Annotated in this window: 1 protein-coding gene (cut by a window edge); it reads right to left on the bottom strand. The window is 75.3% G+C overall.

Annotated features, from left to right (window positions below):
- A protein-coding gene (locus AB5J73_RS28340) for a type I polyketide synthase (RefSeq protein WP_370961709.1) crosses the window boundary here: on the bottom strand, positions 1-20,325 show its 5' portion. It extends 6,696 nt beyond the left edge of the window; only the first 20,325 of its 27,021 coding nucleotides appear in the window; its start codon is at positions 20,323-20,325; its stop codon lies off the left edge, out of view.

The following is a 20,325-nucleotide window of genomic DNA, read 5'->3' as shown; positions in this document are numbered from 1 at the left end:
CGCGTCGTCCAGCGAGAGCACCCCGGCCACGTGGGCCGCGGCGACCTCGCCGAGCGAGTGCCCGGCGACGAAGTCCGGGCGGACACCCCACGACTCCAGCAGCCGGAACGCGGCGACCTCGAAGGCGAACAGCACGGGCTGCGCCCAGCCGGTGCGGTCCAGCTCGGCGGCGTCCTCGCCCCAGGCGACGTCGCCCAGCGTCATCCCGAGGTGCGCGCAGACGTCGTCCCACGCGTCGGCGAAGACGGGGTACCGCGCGTACAGCTCGCCGCCCATGCCGAGGCGCTGGGCGCCCTGGCCGGAGAAGAGGAACGCGGTGACGCGCTCGCGGGCCACTCCCCGGCTCACGACCTCACCGCCGAGCAGCACCGCCCGGTGGTCGAACGCGGCCCGGCCGGTCGCCAGGGTGAACCCGGTGTCGAGCGCGTCACCCGCCACAGTGGACACCAGGTCGGCCAAGGCCGTGGCGGAACGCGCGGACACCGGCCACGGCACCACCGCGGGCGCGGTCCCGGGCACGACCTCCCGCGCGGGCGGGGCCTCCAGGATGACGTGCGCGTTCGTGCCGCTGACGCCGAAGGACGACACCGCGGCGCGGTGTGGGCGGGCCGTCTCCGGCCACGGAGTCGCCTCGGTGACCAGGTCCAGGGACCCGGCCGTCCAGTCCACATGGGACGACGGCTCGCCGACGTGCAGCGTCTTCGGCACCACGGCGTGGCCGAGGGCGAGGACCACCTTGATCACCCCGGCGGCACCCGCGGCGGCCTGGGTGTGCCCGAGGTTGGACTTCACCGACCCCAGCAGCACCGGCGTTTCGCGGTCCTGCCCGTAGGTCGCGAGCAGCGCCTGGGCTTCGATCGGATCACCCAAGGTCGTCCCGGTGCCGTGCGCCTCGACGACGTCGACGTCCGAAGTGGACAGACCGGCGTCGGCCAGCGCGGCGCGGATGACGCGCTGCTGCGACGGCCCGTTCGGCGCGGTGAGGCCGTTGGAAGCACCGTCCTGGTTGATCGCGGAACCCCGCACCACGGCGAGGATCTCGTGGCCGTGCCGGAGTGCGTCGGACTGCCGCTCGACGACCAGGACACCGGCGCCTTCCGACCAGGCCGTGCCGTCGGCGTCGTCGGAGAACGCCTTGCACCGGCCGTCGCCGGCGAGGCCGCCCTGAGCGTCGAACTCGGTGAACGAGAACGGGCTGGTCATCACGGTGACACCGCCGACCAGGGCCAGCGAGCACTCGCCGTCGGCCAGCGCGCGGGCGGCCCAGTGCAGGGCGACCAGCGACGACGAGCACGCCGTGTCGACCGTGACCGCCGGGCCTTCCAGGCCCAGGGTGTAGGAGAGCCGTCCGGAAAGGACACTCGCCGTGGTGCCGGTGGCCATGTGCCCGGCGACGTCGGCGTCGGAGTTGAGCAGCAGCCCGGTGTAGTCCTGGCCGTTGGTGCCGACGAACACGCCGGTGGCGGTGCCCCGCAGGCTCGCCGGGTCGATCCCGGCGTGCTCCAGGGACTCCCACGACGTCTCCAGCAGCAGCCGCTGCTGCGGGTCCATCGCCAGGGCTTCCCGCGGGGAGATGCCGAAGAAGCCGGCGTCGAACCCGGCCGCGTCGGGCAGGAACCCGCCGTGGCCGTCGCCGAGCTTCGCGAGGTCCCAGCCGCGGTCGGCCGGGAACGGCCCGATCGCGTCCCCGCCGTCTTCGAGGAGCTGCCAGAACGTGCGCGGCGAGGTGATGCCGCCGGGGAAGCGGCAGCCGATGCCGACGATCACGATCGGGTCGTCGGCGGTGGCGCGGGTGGTGACCGGCGCGATCACCGGGGTGCCGGCGCCGACCAGTTCGCCGAGCAGGAACGCCGTGAGCACGCGCGGCGTCGGGTGGTCGAACACCAGCGACGACGGCAGCGCGAGCCCGGTCGCCGCGCCGATGCCGTTGCGCAGCTCGACCGCGGTGAGCGAATCGAACCCGAGGTCGGCGAACGCGGCGTCCGGGGACACCGCCCCGGCGTCGGCGTGGCCGAGCACCAGCGCGACCTGCGTGCGCAGCAGGCCCAGCAGGTGCTTCTCGCGGTCGGCGGGCGGCAGCCCGGCGAGGGTGGTGCGCAGGTCGCCGCGCTCCGCCGCTTCCCGGGCCTCGCTGAGCACGGCCTTCGCGCCCGGCAGGTCGGCCAGCAGCGGGAACGGCCGGCCGATCGTGAACGCCGGCACGAACCGCGTGAAGTCGATGTCCGCGACCAGGACCTCGGTGTCCCCGGCGCCGATCGCCCGCCGCATCGCGGCGACGGCCCGGTCCGGCGGCAGCAGCGCGAGGCCGCCGCGGCCGACGCGGTCCTGCACCCCGGCGTTGCCGCCGAGCATCCCGGCGCCCGCCCACGGGCCCCACGCGATCGACGTCGCGACCCGGCCGGCGGCCCGTCGACGAGCGGCAAGGGCGTCGAGGTGGGCGTTGGCGGCCGCGTAGTTGCCCTGCCCGGCCGCGCCGAACGTGCCGGCGGTCGAGGAGAACAGCACGAACGCGTCGAGGTCGAGGTCCGCGGTCAGCTCGTCGAGGTGCTCCGCGCCGAGGCACTTCGCCGCGAAGACCTTTGCGAACTGCTCCGCGGTCAGCGAGCCGGTCGTGCCGTCGTCGACCACACCCGCCGTGTGCACCACGGCGGTCAGGTCCGGGATCGCCGCGATGACCCGGGCCAGCGCGTCACGGTCGGTGACGTCGCAGGCCTCGACGGTCGCGTTCAGCTCGGCGGCCAGCTCGGCCGCGCCCGGGGCGTCCAGGCCGCGGCGGCTGAGCAGGACGAGGTGGTCGGCGCCGGCGGCGGCGAGCTGCCGCGCGACCTCCGCGCCGAGGCCGCCCGTGCCGCCGGTGATCAGCACCGTGCCCCGCGGGGTGTAGTCCGTTATACGGCCGGCGGGTGCGGTGGTGAGCCGCCGCGCGAAGACGCCCGAGGGGCGGATGGCGACCTGGTCTTCGTCGCCGATCCCGCGCAGGACGGCGAAGAGGCGGCCGGCCGCGCGGGCGTCGAGGACCTCGGGGAGGTCGACGAGCCCGCCCCAGCGCTGCGGCTGTTCCAGGCCGACCACCCGGCCGAGACCCCAGAGCGCGGCCGCGCGCGGGTCGGGCGCCGGGTCGGCCGCGCCGGTGCTGACGGCGCCCCGGGTGGCCCACCACAGCGGGGCCTTGTCCCCGACCGCTTGCGCGAGGCGCAGGGATTCGGCGGGGTCGGTCAGCAGCGAGAGGACGTGGTCGGCTTCAGGCAGCTCAGCGCCCGGCTCGACCCGGGTACCGCCGACGGCTTCGGCGACCGAGTCCGCCCACGGGTCGTCGTGGGCCACGACCAGCACCCTGCTGGGCGCGGCGGGCTCGGCCCGGACCGGGCGCCAGACCACGCGGTAGCGCCAGGCATCCACTTCGGACTCGTCGCGGACGCGGTGACGCCACGCGGTGAGCGCGGGCAGCACGGTGCCGAGCGCGTCCCGGTCGACGTCCAGGGTGGTCGACAGCTCTTCGACGTCCGCGGCTTCCAGTGCGGTCCAGAAACCCGGGTCGGCTTCCGGTGCTGCGGGTGCGGGCTCCGGCCAGTAGCGGGTCCGCTGGAACGCGTACGTGGGCAGGTCGATCCGGCGGGCACCGGTCCCGGCGAAGAACGCGGCCCAGTCCGGCCGGTGGCCCCGCGCCTGCAGGTCGCCGAGCACCGCGGCGACGGTCTCGTCCTCCGGCCGGTCCTTGCGCAGCATCGGCCGCGCCTCGGACAGCGCCGACAGCACCGCGTCCGGCCCGAGTTCGACGTAGGCGGTGACCCCGGCTTCGGCCAGGGTCGTGAGCGCGTCGGCGAACCGGACGGCTTCACGGGCGTGGCGCACCCAGTAGTCCGGGCCGTCGGCGAGGTCCGCGCCGGCGACCGTGGAGACGAACGGCAGCTCCGGCGCCGAGAAGGTGAGCCCGGCGATGGCGGCGCGGAATTCGTCCAGCATCGGGTCCATCAGCGCCGAGTGGAACGCGTGGGACACGGTGAGCCGCCGGGTCTTTTCGAACCGCTCCGCGAAGGCGAGCACCGCTTCCTCGGGTCCGGAGACCACGATGGACTCCCGGCCGTTGACCGCGGCGAGGTCGACGCCGTCCGGCAGCTGCGCGCGGACGTCGGCCTCGGCGGCGCGGATCGCGACCATCGCCCCGCCGGCCGGGAGGGCCTGCATGAGCCGGCCGCGCGCCTGCACCAGCGTGGCCGCGTCGGCCAGGGACAGCACCCCGGCGACGTGCGCGGCCGCGATCTCGCCGACGGAGTGCCCGGCGACGTGGTCGGGCCGCACGTCCCAGGACTCGAGGAGCCGGAACAGCGCGACCTCGATCGCGAACAGCGCGGGCTGGGCGTACCGGGTTTCGTTCAGCAGCCCGGCTTCCGGCGTACCCGGCTCGGCGAAGAGCAGGCTCCGGTCCAGCTCGAGGTGCGCGAGGACCTCGTCGAGGGCCTCGGCGAAGACCGGGAACCGCTCGTACAGATCGCGACCGGCGCCCGGCCGCTGGCTGCCCTGCCCGGTGAAGAGGAACGCCGTCGTGGGCCGGGCGGTCGAGCGGCCACGCAGGACGTGCGCGGCGGGTTCGTCTTCGGCGACCGCGGCGAGCCCGGTCCGGACGTCCTCGGGGGTGGCGGCCAGGATGACCGCGCGGTGGCTCAGGTCGGCGCGGGCGGTGGCCAGGGTGAAGGCGAGGTCGGCCGGTTCGCCGGGCCACCCGCGCAGCCGGTCGGCCTGGGCGCGCAAGGCTTCCGGCGTCCGGGCCGACAGGACCAGGGGCACGGTGCCGGGCACCACCGGCTCGGGCTCTTCGACGGCGTCCGGCTCGGGTGCCTGCTCCAGCACCGTGTGGACGTTCGTGCCGCTCAGGCCGAACGACGACACCGCGGCCCGCCGCGGCGCACCGGTCTCGGGCCACTCGGCGGCTTCGTCGAGCAGCCGGATCGCGCCGCTCGACCAGTCGATGTGCGACGACGGCGTGGCGGCGTGCAGGGTGCGCGGCAGCACGCCGTGGCGCATGGCCATGACGAGCTTGAGCACCCCGGCGATGCCGGACGCCATCTGCGTGTGGCCGAGGTTCGACTTGACCGAGCCGAGCAGCAGCGGCCGCTCGCGGTCGCGGCCGTAGGTGGCCTGCAACGCCTGGACCTCGATCGGGTCGCCGAGCGGCGTGCCGGTGCCGTGGCCCTCGACCGCGTCGATGTCCGCAGGGGACAGGCCGGCGCTCGCCAGCGCCTGGCGGATCACGCGTTGCTGGGACGGGCCGTTCGGGGCGGTCATGCCGTTGGACGCGCCGTCGGAGTTCATCGCCGAACCGCGGACGACCGCGAGGATCTCGTGGCCGTTGCGCTGGGCGTCCGAAAGCCGTTCGACCAGCACCAGTCCGACGCCCTCGGCGAGGCTCATGCCGTCGGCGTCGTCGGAGTAGGCCTTGCAGCGGCCGTCGGGCGCCATCGCGCGCTGGCGGCTGAACCCGATCCACGGCGCCGGGGTCGCCATCACCGTGACCCCGCCGGCGAGTGCGAGCGAACTCTCGCCCGAGCGCAGCGACTGGCACGCCAGGTGCAGCGCGACCAGCGACGACGAGCACGCCGTGTCGAGCGTGACGGCCGGTCCCTCCAGCCCGAACAGGTAGGCGATCCGTCCGGAAAGGACACTCGACACCGCGCCGGTGATCATGTGCCCTTCGGAGCCCTCGGCGGCGTTGAGCACGGTCGAGGCGTAGTCCTGGTAGCTGGCGCCGACGAAGACGCCGGTCCGGCTGCCCCGCGCCGCGGCCGGGTCGACGCCCGCGCGTTCGAAGGTCTCCCAGGCTACTTCGAGGAGCAGGCGCTGCTGCGGGTCCATCGAGAGGGCCTCGCGCGGGGAGATCCCGAAGAACCCGGCGTCGAAGTCGGCGACGCCGTCGAGGAACCCGCCGAGCGTCGAGTAGGTCTTGCCGCTGCGGTCCGGGTCGGCGTCGAACAGCCCGGCGGCGTCCCAGCCGCGGTCGGGCGGGAACGACGAGATCGCGTCGCCGCCGCCGAGGACCAGGTCCCACAGCGCTTCCGGCGACGTGACCCCGCCGGGGAACCGGCAGCTCATGCCGACGATGGCGATCGGCTCGTCGACGGCGGTGGCCGCGACGGCGGTTTCGCCGGCCACCGGACCGTCCAAGGTGGACAGGATGAAGCCGGCGAGGGTATCGGCGTTGGGGTAGTCGAACACGACGGTGCTCGGCAGGCTGAGCCCGGTCACGACCTCGAGGCGGTTGCGCAGGTCGACCGCGGTGAGCGAGTCGAAGCCCAGCTCGCGGAAGGCGCGATCGGCCTCGATGGCGTCACCACCGGAGTGGCCGAGCACGGCGGCCGCTTCGGCGCGCACCAGGTCGACGACGAGCCGCCGCCCGGCGGTCGCGGGCAGCGCGCGGACCCGGCTCGCGAACGCCGAGGCGTCCGCGGTGTCGTCGGCCGCTTCGGCGAGCTTCCGGACGGCCGGCAGCTCGGAGAACAGCGGGCTGGGCCGCACCGACGTGAACACCGGGTGGTAGCGGTCCCAGTCGAGGTCGGCGATGAGCAGCGACGTTTCGTCGTCGGCCAGCGCGCGCTCGAGCCCGGCGAGCGCGAGGCGGGGTTCCATGAACCGCAGGCCGCTGCGCAGGATCCGGCCCGGGTCGACCCGGCCCAGCTCGCGGTCGTCGGCCCAGATGCCCCAGGCGACGGTGGTCGCGGGCACCCCGCGGGCGCGCCGCTGCTCGGCGAGCGCGACGAGGTGGGCGTTGGCCGCGGAGTAGGCACCGTGGTCCCCGCTGCCCCACAGGCCGGCGGTCGAGGAGTACAGCACGAAGTGTTCGAGTTCGCCCTCGTCGAGGAGCTCGTCGAGGACGGCGTCGAGGTTCGTCGCGCCGGTGACCTTGGCGTCGAGGACCTCGGCGAACGCGGTCGGGTCGGTGCCGGTGAGCGGGGCGAGCGCGATGTGCGCGGCGGTGTGCACGACCGTGGTGATCCGCCGTCCCTCGCCCTTCAGGCGTGCGATCAGGGAGGCGACGGCTTGCCGGTCGGTGACGTCGAGCGAGACGACTTCGGCCGACGTGCCGAGTTCGTCCAGCAGGGCCTGGGCGGTGGGGGCGTCCGGCCCGCGGCGGCCGGTGAGGACGAGGTGGTCGATGCCTTCGTCGGCGAGCCAGCGGGCCAGGTGCGGGCCGAGGGTGCCGGTACCGCCGGTGATGACGGCGGTGCCGTGGGCGCGCCAGGTCCGCTTGGGCGCGCCGCTGACGGGGGCGGGCACGAGCCGCCGGGCGAAGACGCCACCCGAGCGGACGGCGAGCTGGTCTTCGTCCCCGGCCCCGGCGAGCACGGCGACGAGCCGCCGGGCGGCCGCGGCGTCGAGGGTTTCGGGCAGGTCGACGAGCCCGGCCCAGTGCGCGGGGTGTTCGAGGGCGGCGGACCAGCCGAGGCCGTGGACCTGGGCTTGAGCGGGGTCGCGGACGGGGTCGGCGGGCCCGGTGGAGACGGCTCCCCGGGTCAGCGCCCACACACGCGGCGCGGGTTCGATCCCGGCGACGGCCTGGACGAGCGAGAGCGTGCGCAGCAGGCCGCGGTCGAGGCCCGGGTGGTCCGTCGGCGCGTGGTCGGCCGCGAGCAGCGAAACGATCCCGGTGACGCCGTCGAGGTCCCCAGGCGTGACGTCGTCGGTCTCGCGCACGTCGGCGCCGTGCTCGCGCAGGACGTTCGCGACGTCTTCGCCGTCGCCGAGGATCAGCCAGCTGCCGGACAGCGTCGTCCCGGCCGGGCGGACCGGACGCCAGGCGATCCGGTAGCGCCATGAGTCCACAGTGGACTCGTCGTCGCGGCGGGCGTGCCACGCCGACAACGCGGGCAGCAGGTCCTCCAACGCGGTCTGCTGACGCTCGTCCAGCTCCAGCAGGTTCGTGAGCCCGGCACGGTCGTCGCGGGTGATGGCCTGCCAGAGTTCGTCGCCGACCGGAGCCGTCGTGGCCTCGGTTTCGTCGATGGCCCAGTAGTGCTCGTGCTGGAACGCGTAGGTCGGCAGGTCGATCCGCCGCCCGCCGGTGAGGGTGTCCGCCCAGTCGACCGCGACCCCGCGGGTGTGGGCCTCCGCGAGGGACTTCAGGAACCGGTCGACCCCGCCGTCGTCACGACGCAGGGTGCCGAGCGCGGTGACCGGGACGCCCGCCGCTTCGGCGAGTTCGCCGATCGCCATGCCGAACACCGGGTGCGGGCTCGACTCGACGAACACCGCGTGCCCGTCGGCGACCGCGGCCGACAGCGCCGCCGCGAACTCGACCGTCCCACGCAGGTTCCGGCACCAGTACTCGCCGGTCAGCCCGGCCGGCTCGACGAGCCCGCCGGTGACCGTCGAGTAGAACCGGACTCCGGTGTCGCGCGGGGAGACCGGCGCCAGCAGCTCCGCCAGCTCGGCCGCGATCCCGTCGACCTGCGGCGAGTGCGCGGCGAAGTCGACGCCTTCCAGGCGCCAGCGCATCAGCCCGGCCTTGGCCAGCCGGACCTCCAGTTCGGCCAGCGCCCCGGGCTCGCCGGACACGGTGACCGAGCGCGGCCCGTTGACCGCGGCGACGGCGATCCGGTCGGCCAGCTCGCCGATCAGCGAAAGCACTTCGTCCCGGCTCGCGACGACCGACAGCATCGCGCCGTGCCCGGAAAGCCGCTCGGCGATCAGCTTCGACCGCAGCGCGACCACGCGCGCACCGTCCTCCAGGGACAGTGCACCCGCGACGCACGCGGCCGCGATCTCGCCCTGGGAGTGCCCGATCACCGCGACCGGCTCGACGCCGTGCGCCCGCCACAGCTCGGCGAGCGAAACCAGCACGGCCCACAACACCGGCTGGACGACGTCGACGCCGGTCAAGGAGTCGTCGTGCAGCACGTCCGCGAGCGACCAGTCCACGAACGGGTCGAGCGCGGCGGCGCACTCGGCCAGCCGGCCGGCGAACACCGGCGACGTCGCCAGGAGTTCGCGAGCCATCCCCGGCCACTGCGAGTCCTGGCCGGGGAAGACGAGCACCGGCGCGCCGGACCGCTTGGCCGCGCCCTGCACGAGCGCGGGGTCGGCGGTGTTCCCGGCGAGCGCCGCCAGCCCGCGCCGCAGGCCGGCGACGTCCTCGCCGACGACCACGGCCCGCTGCTCGAACGTCGCGCGGTGGTGCGCGAGCGTCCAGCCGACGTCGACCGGCCGCTCGTCGCCGAGGAAGTCCAGCAGCCGCAGCGCCTGGACCTTCAGCGCGGGCGCGCTCTTCGCCGACAGCGGCCACACGACCGGGCCGGTGTGCTCGGGCTCGACGGCTTCTTCGGCCGCGGGCGCGGCCTCGATGATCGCGTGGGCGTTGGTGCCGCTGATGCCGAACGAAGAAACGCCGGCGCGGCGCGGGTGTCCCGTCTCCGGCCAGGCCGTCTCCTCGGCGAGCAGCTCGACCGCCCCGGCCGTCCAGTCGATCTTCGTGGACGGCCTGGCGACGTGCAGGGTGCGCGGCAGCACGCCGTGGCGCATGGCGTGCACCATCTTGATCAAGCTCGCGACCCCCGCGGCGGACTGGGTGTGCCCGATGTTGGACTTCACCGAGCCGATCAGCAGCGGGCGGTCGCGGTCGCGGCCGTAGGTGGCCTGCAGCGCCTGGACTTCGATGGGGTCGCCGAGCGCGGTGCCGGTGCCGTGCGCGTCGAGCGCGTCCACTTCGGACGGTGCGAGCCCGGCGTTGGCCAGTGCCTGGCGGATCACGCGCTGCTGCGACGGGCCGTTGGGCGCGGTGAGGCCGTTGGACGCGCCGTCGGAGTTGACCGCCGTGCCGCGCACGACGGCGAGGACCGGGTGGCCGAGGCGCTGGGCCTCGGAAAGCCGTTCCAGCACGAGCATCCCGGCACCCTCGGCGAGGGACATGCCGTCGCCCTCGTCGGAGAACGCCTTGCAGCGGCCGTCGAAGGCGAGCGCGCGCTGGCGGCTGAACGCGACGAACGGGTCGGGCGACGCCATCACCGTGACACCGCCCGCGATGGCCAGCTCGGATTCGCCGGAGCGCAGCGACTGGCACGCCAGGTGCAGTGCGACCAGCGACGACGAGCACGCCGTGTCCACGGTGACCGACGGGCCTTCGAAGCCGAACAGGTACGACAACCGTCCGGAAAGCACACTCGGGATGGTGCCGGTGACGAGGTGGCCTTCGGTGCCGTCGCCGGTCGCGACGCCGTAGTCCTGGAAGCTGGAGCCGACGAACACGCCGGTCCGGCTCCCCCGCACGGCCGCCGGGTCGACGCCCGCGCGTTCGAAGGCCTCCCAGGACACTTCGAGCAGCAGCCGCTGCTGCGGGTCCATCGAAAGGGCTTCGCGCGGCGAGATGCCGAAGAACCCGGCGTCGAACTCGGCCGCGTTCTCGAGGAACCCGCCGAGCGTCGAGTAGGTCTTTCCGCCGCGTTCGGGATCGGGGTCGAACAGGCCGGCGGCGTCCCAGCCGCGGTCGCCGGGGAACGCCGAGATCGCGTCCACGCCGCCGGTGACCAGGGTCCAGAGCTCCTCGGGCGTGGTGACGCCGCCGGGGAAGCGGCAGCCCATGCCGACGATGGCGATCGGCTCGTCGGTGGCCCCGGTCGCGACGGCGACGGCGCCAGCGGTGCCCGGGCCGTCGATCTCCCCGCGCAGGAACGCGACCAGGCCGAGCGGGGTCGGGTGGTCGAAGACGAGCGTCGCGGGCAGGGCCAGGCCGGTGGCGTCGGCGAGGCGGCGGCGGAACTCGACGGCGGTCAGCGAGTCGAAGCCGAGGTCGCGGAAAGCGCGTTCTTCGGCGACGGCGTCCGCGGTGACGTGCCCCAGCACGGCGGCGGCCTCGGTGCGGACCAGGTCGAGCAGCGCGCGGTCGCGTTCGTCCTCGGACATCCCGGCGAAGCGGGCGGCGAAGGCGCTGATGACGGCGCTGACCGGCTCGGGCCGGGCTTCGGCGAAGGCGTCGAAGAGCCGGCTGGCGCGGGTGGCGGTGAAGACGGGCAGGAAGGTGTCCCAGGCGACGTCGGCGACGACGACGGCGGTGTCGTCGCGCACCAGGGCGCGTTCGAGTTCGGCGAGGGCGTTTGCGGCCGGGAGGAAGCCGAGCCCGCGGCGGGTGAGCTGCCCGGCGACGTGCTCGTCGGTGGCCATGCCCTCGTCCGCCCAGGCGCCCCAGGCGACGGACGTCGCCCGGCGGCCGGTGTTCCGGCGGGCTTCGGCGAGGGCGTCGAGGTAGGCGTTCCCGGCGGCGTAGGCGGCCTGGCCCCCGCTGCCCCAGACGCCCGCGACGGACCCGAAGAGCACGAAGAAGTCGAGGTCGTGCCCGGCGAGGAGCGCGTCGAGGTGGGCGGCGCCGGTGGTCTTGGCGGCCATGACGCGGGTGAGCTCGGCGAAGTCCGTGGTGTGGACGGGGTCCATGGCCTGCGCGATGCCCGCGGTGTGCACCACCCCGGTCAGGTCGGGGTGCTGCTGGAGGAGGGTTTCGACGGCTTGGCGGTCTCCGATGTCGGCTTTGGCGATGGTGACGCGGGCGCCGGTGGCGGTGAGTTCTCGTTCGAGTGCGTCCGCGCCTGGTGCATCGGGGCCCCGGCGGCTGACGAGCACGAGGTGTTCGGCCCCGGCGCCGGCGAGCCACCGGGCCACCGAGGCCCCGAGGGCGCCGGTGCCGCCGGTGATGAGGACGGCGCCCCGGGCCCGGAAGCGTCCCGTGGTCCCGGCGGCTTGGTGGCGCACGACCCGGCGCCCGAAGGCACCTTGCGGCCGCAGGGCGACCTGGTCTTCGCCGTTGACCCCGCTCAGCACGGCCGCGAGCCGCCGGCCGGTGGGGAGGTCGAGGGCGGCGGGCAGGTCGATGAGCCCACCCCAGAGGGCGGGCTGTTCGAGCGCGACGGTGCGGCCGAACCCCCAGACCCTGGCGGCGGCGGGATCGGGGCCGTGGTCCCCGGGGGTGGCGACGGCACCGCGGGTGAGGCACCAGAGCCGCGGGCCGAGATCGGCGTCGGTGAGGGCTTGGACGAGGGTGAGGAGCTCGCGCAGACCTTCGTCGCCGACGGCGGGTAGGTGGATGACGCCATCGACGGGCCCGGCCGCGGTGACAGCGGCGGCGAGCGTGGCACGGTCGGCGGTCACGGGGGCAGGCGCGGCGGCAGCCTCGCCACCCGCCGGAGCCTGCCCGGCAGCCGCAGCCTCACCATTCGCCGGAACCCGCCCGGCGGCAGCAGCCTCGCCGCCCGCCGGAGCTGGCCCGGCGGCCACGGGAACCGGCCCCGCGCCCGCAACCTCGCCACCCGCCGAGGCGAGCCCGGCAGCCGCAGCCTCACCAGCCACCAGAACCTGCCCGCCGGCAACAGCCTCGCTACTCGCCGGGCCGGGCCCGGCGGCCGCAGCCTCACCAGCCGCCGGAACCTGCCCGCCGGCAACAGCCTCGCTACTCGCCGGGCCGGGCCCGGCAGCCGCAGCCTCACCAGCCGCCGGAACCCGCCCGGCGGCAGCAGCCTCGCCGCCCACCTGACCGGGCCCGGCGGGCGCGAGCGCGGTGGCGAGATCGGTCCGGTCGAGGTCCGCGGTCGCGATCCGAGTCACCGTCGCGCCGTGGGCGGCCAGCGCCGATTCGACCTCCGCGCCTTCCGCCGCATCTGCCGTCACCAGCAGCCAGCGGCCGCTCAACACGGGCGTCTCCGGGGTGCGGAACGGGGTCCACTCCGCGCGGTACCGCCAGGACTTCGCCGTCTCCTCGGCCGCGCGGCGGTCGCGCCAGCCGGTCAGGGCCGGGAGCAGGGTCTGCAGCGAGAACTGCTGCTCCTCCCCCAAGTCCAGCAGTCCCGCCAGTTCCGCCGCGTCGCCGCGGCCGATCGCCTCCCACAGCGGGCCCTCCGGTTGCTCCGGGGTCCGCGGGACCGGCGCCGCCCAGTAGTGCTCGCGCTGGAACGGGTAGGTCGGCAGGTCCACCGTGCGGCCGCCGCCCAGGTACGCGCGCCAGTCCACCGCGCAGCCGCGCGTGTGCACCGTGGCCAGCGCCGCGACGGCGGACTCCACCTCGGGACGGTCCTTGCGCAGCAGCGGCACCGTGCCGGGACGGTCCAGCAGCGCCGACAGCGTGCCGTCGGGGCCCAGCTCCAGGAACGTCGACGCCGTGTCCGCGACCGTTCCGGTGAAGCGGACCGTCGCGCGCACGTGCTCGACCCAGTACTCCGGCGAGCACACGTCGCCGTGGGACGCGAACGGCAGCGTCGGCGACGAGAACGTCAACGCGGACACCACCGCGCGGAACGGGTCCAGCATCGGGTCCATCAGGTGCGAGTGGAACGCGTGCGACACCGCGAGCCGCGTCGTCTTGCCGAAGCGGGCCGCGACCGCCAGCACCGCCTCCTCGGCACCCGACAGCACCACCGACTCCGGCCCGTTCACAGCGGCCAGATCGACACCGTCCACCAGTGCCGCCCGAACGTCCTCTTCGGACGCCCGGACCGCGACCATCGCGCCACCGGACGGCAACGCTGCCATCAAGCGGGCGCGGGCCGACACCAGTGTGCAAGCGTCCTCGAGGGACAGCACCCCGGAGACGTGCGCGGCCGCGATCTCGCCGACCGAATGCCCGGCGACGACGTCCGGGCGCACGCCCCACGACTCCAGCAGCCGGAACGCCGCCACGCCGAACGCGAACAGCGCCGGCTGCGCGTTCCCGGTCCGCTCCAGCGCGGCCGCGTCGGCTCCCCACACGACGTCGCGCAGGCCCGGGTCGCAGCGGTCCAGCACCTCGGCGAACACCGACGCGAACACCGGGAACCGCCCGGCCAGCTCACGTCCCATGCCGAGCCGCTGGGCGCCCTGGCCGGGGAAGACGAACGCGAGCCCGCCGTCGGCGGCGACGCCGGTCGCCACTCCTGGAGCCGGCCCGCCGGCCGCCAGCGCGCCCAGCGCCGAAGCCGCGTCGGGGCCGTGCACCACGGCCCGGTGCTCGAACGCCGTCCGCGTCGTCGCCAGGGACCACGCCAGGTCGCCGCGTGCGACGTCGCCGAGCCGGGCCAGATTCGCGGCCTGGGCCCGCAGGCCTTCGGCGGTGCGCGCCGAGAGCACCAGCGGCGCGTCCGCCAGGGTCTCGACCTCGACCGGCGCGACCGCCGGACCCGCTTCGAGCACCACGTGCGCGTTCGTCCCGCTGATGCCGAACGACGAGACACCCGCGCGGCGCGGCCGGTCCGATGCGGGCCACGGCGTCGCGGCGGCGGCCAGCGCCACCGCACCTTCGCTCCAGTCCACCCGGGACGACGGCGTCCCGGCGTGCAGCGAGGCCGGCACCGTGCCGTGCGCCATCGCCAGGACCATCTTGATGATCCCCGCGACCCCGGCCGCGGCCTGCGTGTGCCCGATGTTCGACTTCACCGAACCGAGCAGCAGCGGCGTCGAACGGTCCTGGCCGTAGGTCGCCAGCAACGCCTGGGCTTCGATCGGGTCACCCAGGGTCGTTCCGGTCCCGTGCCCCTCCACGACGTCGACGTCCGAAGTGGACAGACCGGAGGAAGCCAGCGCGGCGCGGATCACCCGCTGCTGAGAGGGCCCGTTCGGCGCCGTCAATCCGTTGGACGCGCCGTCGGAGTTGACCGCCGAGCCGCGCACCACGGCCAGCACGCGGTGCCCGTGCCGGCGCGCGTCCGACAGCCGTTCCAGCACGAGCACGCCGACGCCCTCGGACCAGCCGACGCCGTCGGCGGAGTCCGCGTAGGACCGGCACCGGCCGTCCGGGGAAAGACCGCGCTGCCGGGAAAACTCGACGAACGAGTTCGGCGTGGACATCACCGTCACACCGCCGGCCAAGGCGAGCGAGCACTCCCCCGACCGCAGCGCGTGCGCCGCCCAGTGCAGCGCCACCAGCGACGACGAACACGCCGTGTCCACGGTGACCGCGGGGCCCTCCAGGCCGAGTGCGTAGGCGACCCGGCCGGAGACGACGCTCGACGCCGTCCCGCTGCCCTGGAAACCTTCGAAGTCGCCGCCGGCCAGCACCAGGCCGTAGTCGTTGTACATCACGCCGGCGAACACGCCGGTCGCGCTGCCGCGCAGGGTGCGCGGGTCGATCCCGGCACGCTCGATCGCCGTCCAGGACGCCTCCAGCAGCAGGCGCTGCTGCGGGTCCGTCGCCTCGGCCTCGCGCGGGCTCATGCCGAAGAACGCGGCGTCGAATTCGCCGGCGTCGTGCAGGAAACCGCCCTCGCGGGTGTAGGACGTGCCGGCGTGGTCGGGGTCCGGGTGGTACAGCGCGCCGAGGTCCCAGCCGCGGTTGACCGGGAACGGCGACGTCGTGTCGCGGCCGTCGGCCACCGCCGCCCAGAGGTCCTCCGGCGTGGCGATGCCGCCGGGGAACCGGCAGCTCATGCCGACGATGACCACGGGGTCGTCGTCGGCGGCCGCGGTCCGGGTGACGGCCGGGCCGGCGGCTTCGGTGCCGAGCAGCCGGTCGCGGACGTGGCCGGCGAGCGCGGCCGGGGTCGGGTAGTCGAACGCGAGAGTCGCGGGCAGCCGCAGGCCGGTCGCCGCGTCGAGCCGGTTGCGCAGCTCCACCGCGGTCAGCGAGTCGAAGCCCAGCTCGGCGAACGACCGCGCCGGGTCGACCGCCCCGGCCCCGGCGTGGCCGAGCACGGTGGCGACTTCGCGGCGCACGACGTCGGTCACCCGCGCGGCGCGCCCGGCGTCGTCCAAAGTGGACAACTGCTGGGCCAGCCGGCCGGCCCCGCCGGCGGTCCGCACCGCACGACGCGCGCCGACCAGGGAACGCAGCACGGCGGGCGGTTCCGGCTGCGCGGCGAGCACCGGCAGGTCGAAGCGGACCGGTACGACGGCCGGTTCGCCGGTCGTCAGCGCGGCGTCGAACAGGGCGAGGCCTTCGGCTTCGGTCAGCGCCGGGATACCCAGCCTGGCGAACCGGCCGCCGGCGCCACCCGCCATGCCGTCGCCGCCCCACGGGCCCCAGGCCAGCGAAATCGCGGGCAGTCCCGCGTCCTGCCGCTGCCGGGCGAGGGTGTCGAGGAACGCGTTGGCCGCGGCGTAGTTGGCCTGCCCGGCCGCGCCGAGCGTGCCCGCCAGCGAGGAGAACAGCACGAACGCGTCGAGCTCGAGGTCGCGGGTCAGTTCGTGCAGGTGCCAGGCGGCGTCCGCCTTCGGCGCGAGGACCTTCGCGAGCCGGCCGGCGTCGAGGGTGTCGAGGAGCCCGTCGTCGAGGACGCCGGCGGCGTGCACGACGGCGGTGAGCGGGTGCGCGGCCGGGATCCCGGCCAGCAGCGCGGCCAAGGCTTCGCGGTCGCTCGCGTCGCAGGCGGCGACCGTGACGTCGGCGCCGAGCCCGGCCAGCTCGGTGACCAGCCCCTCGGGCGCGGCGCCGCTGCGGCCGGCCAGGAGCAGGTGCCGGACGCCGTGTTCGCGCACGAGGTGCGCGGCCAGCGCGCGGCCCAGTTCGCCGGTGCCGCCGGTGATCAGGACGGTGCCGTCCGGGTTCCACGCGTGCGCCTCGCCGGTCGCCGTGCGCACCAGCCGCGGCGCCAGGACGCGCCCGTCACGGATCAGGAGCCGGGGCTCGCCGGTCGACAACGCCGTCGCCAGCGCCTCGGCTGGCACGTCCTCAGTGGACTCGACGAGCACGAACCGCCCGGGGTGCTCCTGCTGCGCGGCCAGGACCAGGCCGCGCACGGCGGCGGCGGGCAGCCCGGCCGGGACGACCAGCGCCAGCCGGCGCGCGTCTTCGGTCAGCCGCTCCCGCAGCAAGTCCAGGGTTTCCCCCGCGAGCGCACGGGCGGCCTCGGGCGGGGTTCCGTCCGGAGTGGACAGGGTGACGACGTCGGCGTCGGCGTCGGTGACACCGGTGACCGGTTCGGTCCAGTCCACGCGGTAGACGCTTCCGCCGGTCACCGGCGCTTCGGTCGAGATCGGACGTACGGTGAGGGATCCGGCGGTGGCGACGACGTCGCCTTCGGGCGTGGTCAGCGAAAGCGCCAGGGTGTCGTCGCCGGTCTTGCGCAGCACCACGCGCAGCGCCGTGGCACCGACCGCGCGCACGGCGACGTCCTGCCACGAGAACGGCACGCCGCCCGGACCGGCGAAGCAGGCCGCGGCGTGCAGAGCCGCGTCGAACAGCGCGGGGTGCAGGTCGAACGTCTCGGCCTCGACGTCGTCGGGCAGCGCCACTTCGGCGAAGACCTCGTCGCCGAGGTGCCAGGCCGCGCGCAGTCCCCGGAACGCCGGGCCGTACTCGCGTTCGTCGTAGAACCCGGTGAGGTCGACGGCGGTGGCGTCCGCCGGCGGCCAGGCACCCGGGACCTCCACTGCGGATTCGATCCGCTCGGCCAGCCGCCCGACCGCGTGCGAGGTCCACCCGACCTCGCCGTCGGGTCGCGAGTGGACGGCGACCGGGCGGCGGCCCCGCTCGTCGGGAGCGCCGACCCAGACCTGCACGACGACCCGCTCCCCCGCCGCGCCGAGCACCAGCGGGCGGGTCGATGTCAGGTCTTCGACCTCGGGGCAGCCGGTTTCGGCGCCGGCGCGCACGGCCAGTTCCAGCAGCGCGGTGCCGGGCACGACGACGGCGCCGCCGACGCGGTGGTCGGCGAGCCACGCGTGGGTGCCCGCGTCGAGGCGGCCGGTCAGCAGCAGGCCGTGGGCGTCGGCGACCTCGACCGCCGTGCCCAGCAGCGGGTGGTCGACGCTGCGCAACCCGGCCGAGCGCAGGTCGCCCCGGGCGCGACCGGTGTCGCGCGGCCAGAACCGCTGCCGCTGGAAGGCGTACGTCGGCAAGTCGACCCGGGTACCGGTCCCGGCGAAGAACGCGGTCCAGTCCACGGCGACGCCGGCACCGTGGAGCCGGCCGAGCGCCTCGGCGGCCGACGTGGTTTCGTCGCGGTCCTTGCGCAGCACCGGCACGGCGAGCGTGCCGGGCACGTCGACCAGCGGCGTCAGCGCGGCTTCCGGGCCCACCTCGACAAAGCGCCGCACACCGGACTCCGCCAGCCGCGCGAGGGCGTCGCCGAAACGGACGGTCTCGCGGACGTGCCGCACCCAGAACTCCGGGTCGGCGACCTCGCCCGCGGTGACCAGCGGCACCGCCGGCTCGGCGAAGGTCAAGCCCGAGACGACCTCGCGGAACGCGGGCAGCATCGGGTCCATCAGGTGCGAGTGGAACGCGTGGGACGCGCGCAGCCGGGTCGTGCGCTCGAACCGCGCCGCGACGGCCAGGACGGCAGCCTCCACACCGGACACCACCACCGACGACGGCCCGTTGACGGCGGCGATGTCCACCCCGTCCACCAGAGCCGCCCGGACGTCCTCTTCGGACGCGCGCACGGCGGCCATCGCGCCACCGGCGGGCAGCGCGCCCATCAGGCGGGCGCGGGCCGACACCAGCGCGCAGGCGTCATCGAGGGAGAGCACCCCGGCGCAGTGGGCGGCGGCGATCTCCCCCGCCGAATGCCCCGCCAGCACGTCCGGCCGGACGCCCCACGACTCCAGGAGCCGGAAGAGCGCGACCTCCACCGCGAAGATCGCCGGCTGGGCCTGGGCGGTGTCGGCGAGGCGGTCGGCGTCGTCACCCCAGACGACGGCGCGCAGGCCCGGCTCGAGCCGGGCGAGGACCTCGTCGAACGCGGCCGCGAACACCGGGTACGCACCGTGCAGGGCCCGGCCCATCCCCACGTGCTGGGAACCCTGGCCGGTGAACAGGAACGCGGTCTTGCCCTTCGCCCGCGGCGAGTCGAACGCGGTCAGATCCCGCAGCGCGGCGGCCACCGCGGCAGCGTCCGCACCGACCACAGTGGACCGGACGTCGAACGCCGTCCGCGCGGTGGCGGCCGAGAAAGCCACGTCGGCGAGCGGAGTCCCCCGCTCGAGCACCTCGGCCAGCCTCGCGGCCTGCGCCCGCACGGCGTCTTCGCTCTTGCCCGAAACCAGGACCGGCAGCGGCCGCGCGGCACCGTCCCCGACCGGCTCCTCGACGGCGGGCGCCTGCTCGACGACCACGTGCGCGTTCGTCCCGCTCAGCCCGAACGACGAAACGCCGGCGCGGCGCGGCTCACCGGTCTCCGGCCACGGCGTCGCGGCGGTCGCCAGCTCGACGCTCCCGGCCATCCAGTCCACATGGGACGAAGGCGCGTCGACGTGCAGGGTCGGCGGGATGACGCCGTGGCGCATCGCGAGCACGACCTTGATCACCCCGGCGACACCCGCGGCGGCCTGGGTGTGCCCGAAGTTCGACTTCACCGAGCCGAGCAGCAGCGGCGCCGGCCGGTCCTGCCCGTAGGTCGCCAGCAGTGCCTGCGCCTCGACCGGGTCGCCGAGCGTGGTCCCGGTGCCGTGCGCCTCGACGACGTCGACCTGCCCGGGCGCGAGCCCGGACGCCTTCAGCGCCTCCCGGATCACGCGCTGCTGCGACGGGCCGTTCGGGGCGGTGAGCCCGTTGGTGGCGCCGTCCTGGTTGACCGCGCTGCCGCGGAGGACCGCGAGCACCGGGTGCCCGTGGCGGCGCGCGTCGGACAGCCGTTCCAGCACCAGCACGCCCGCGCCCTCGGCCCAGCCGGTGCCGGCGGCGGAGTCGGCGAACGAGCGGCAGCGGCCGTCCGGGGACAGCCCGCCCTGGCGGCTGAACTCGACGAACGTCGTCGGCGCGGACATCACGGTGACCCCGCCGGCCAGCGCCAGCTCCGACTCGCCCGAGCGCAGCGACTGCGCGGCCAGGTGGAGCGCGACCAGCGACGACGAACACGCGGTGTCCACGGTGACCGCCGGGCCGACCAGCCCGAGGACGTAGGCGAGCCGGCCGGACAGCACGCTGTTCGTGTTGCCGGTCAGCAGGAAGCCCTCGGACGGGCCCGCCGCGCCGGTCAGGTACTCCTGCGCCATCGCGCCGACGAACACGCCGGTGCGGGTGCCCTTCAGCGCGCCGGGCACGATGCCGGCGCGTTCGATCGCCTCCCACGCCGTTTCGAGCAGGATCCGCTGCTGCGGGTCCATTTCGGCCGCTTCCCGCGGGGAGATGCCGAAGAAGCCCGCGTCGAACTCGGCCGCGTCGAGCAGGAAGCCGCCGGACATCGCCGCCTCGCCGCCGTCCGCGGCGAGCGCGCCGAGGTCCCAGCCGCGGTCGGCGGGCAGCCCGGTGACGCCGTCGCGCCCGGCGCTCAGCAGCTCCCAGAAGTCCTCGGGCCCGGCGACGCCGCCGGGGTAGCGGCAGCCCAGCCCGACGATCGCGATCGGCTCGGCCGCGCGGCTCTCCAGCTCCGCCAGCTTCTGCTGGGTGCGCACGAGGTCCGCGCTCGCCCGCTTGAGGTAGCTCCGCAGCTTCTGTTCGTTGTCCAT

The organism is Amycolatopsis sp. cg9 (assembly GCF_041346945.1).
Classification (GTDB): Bacteria; Actinomycetota; Actinomycetes; order Mycobacteriales; family Pseudonocardiaceae; genus Amycolatopsis.
This window is presented reverse-complemented; position numbering and strand designations above follow the sequence as displayed.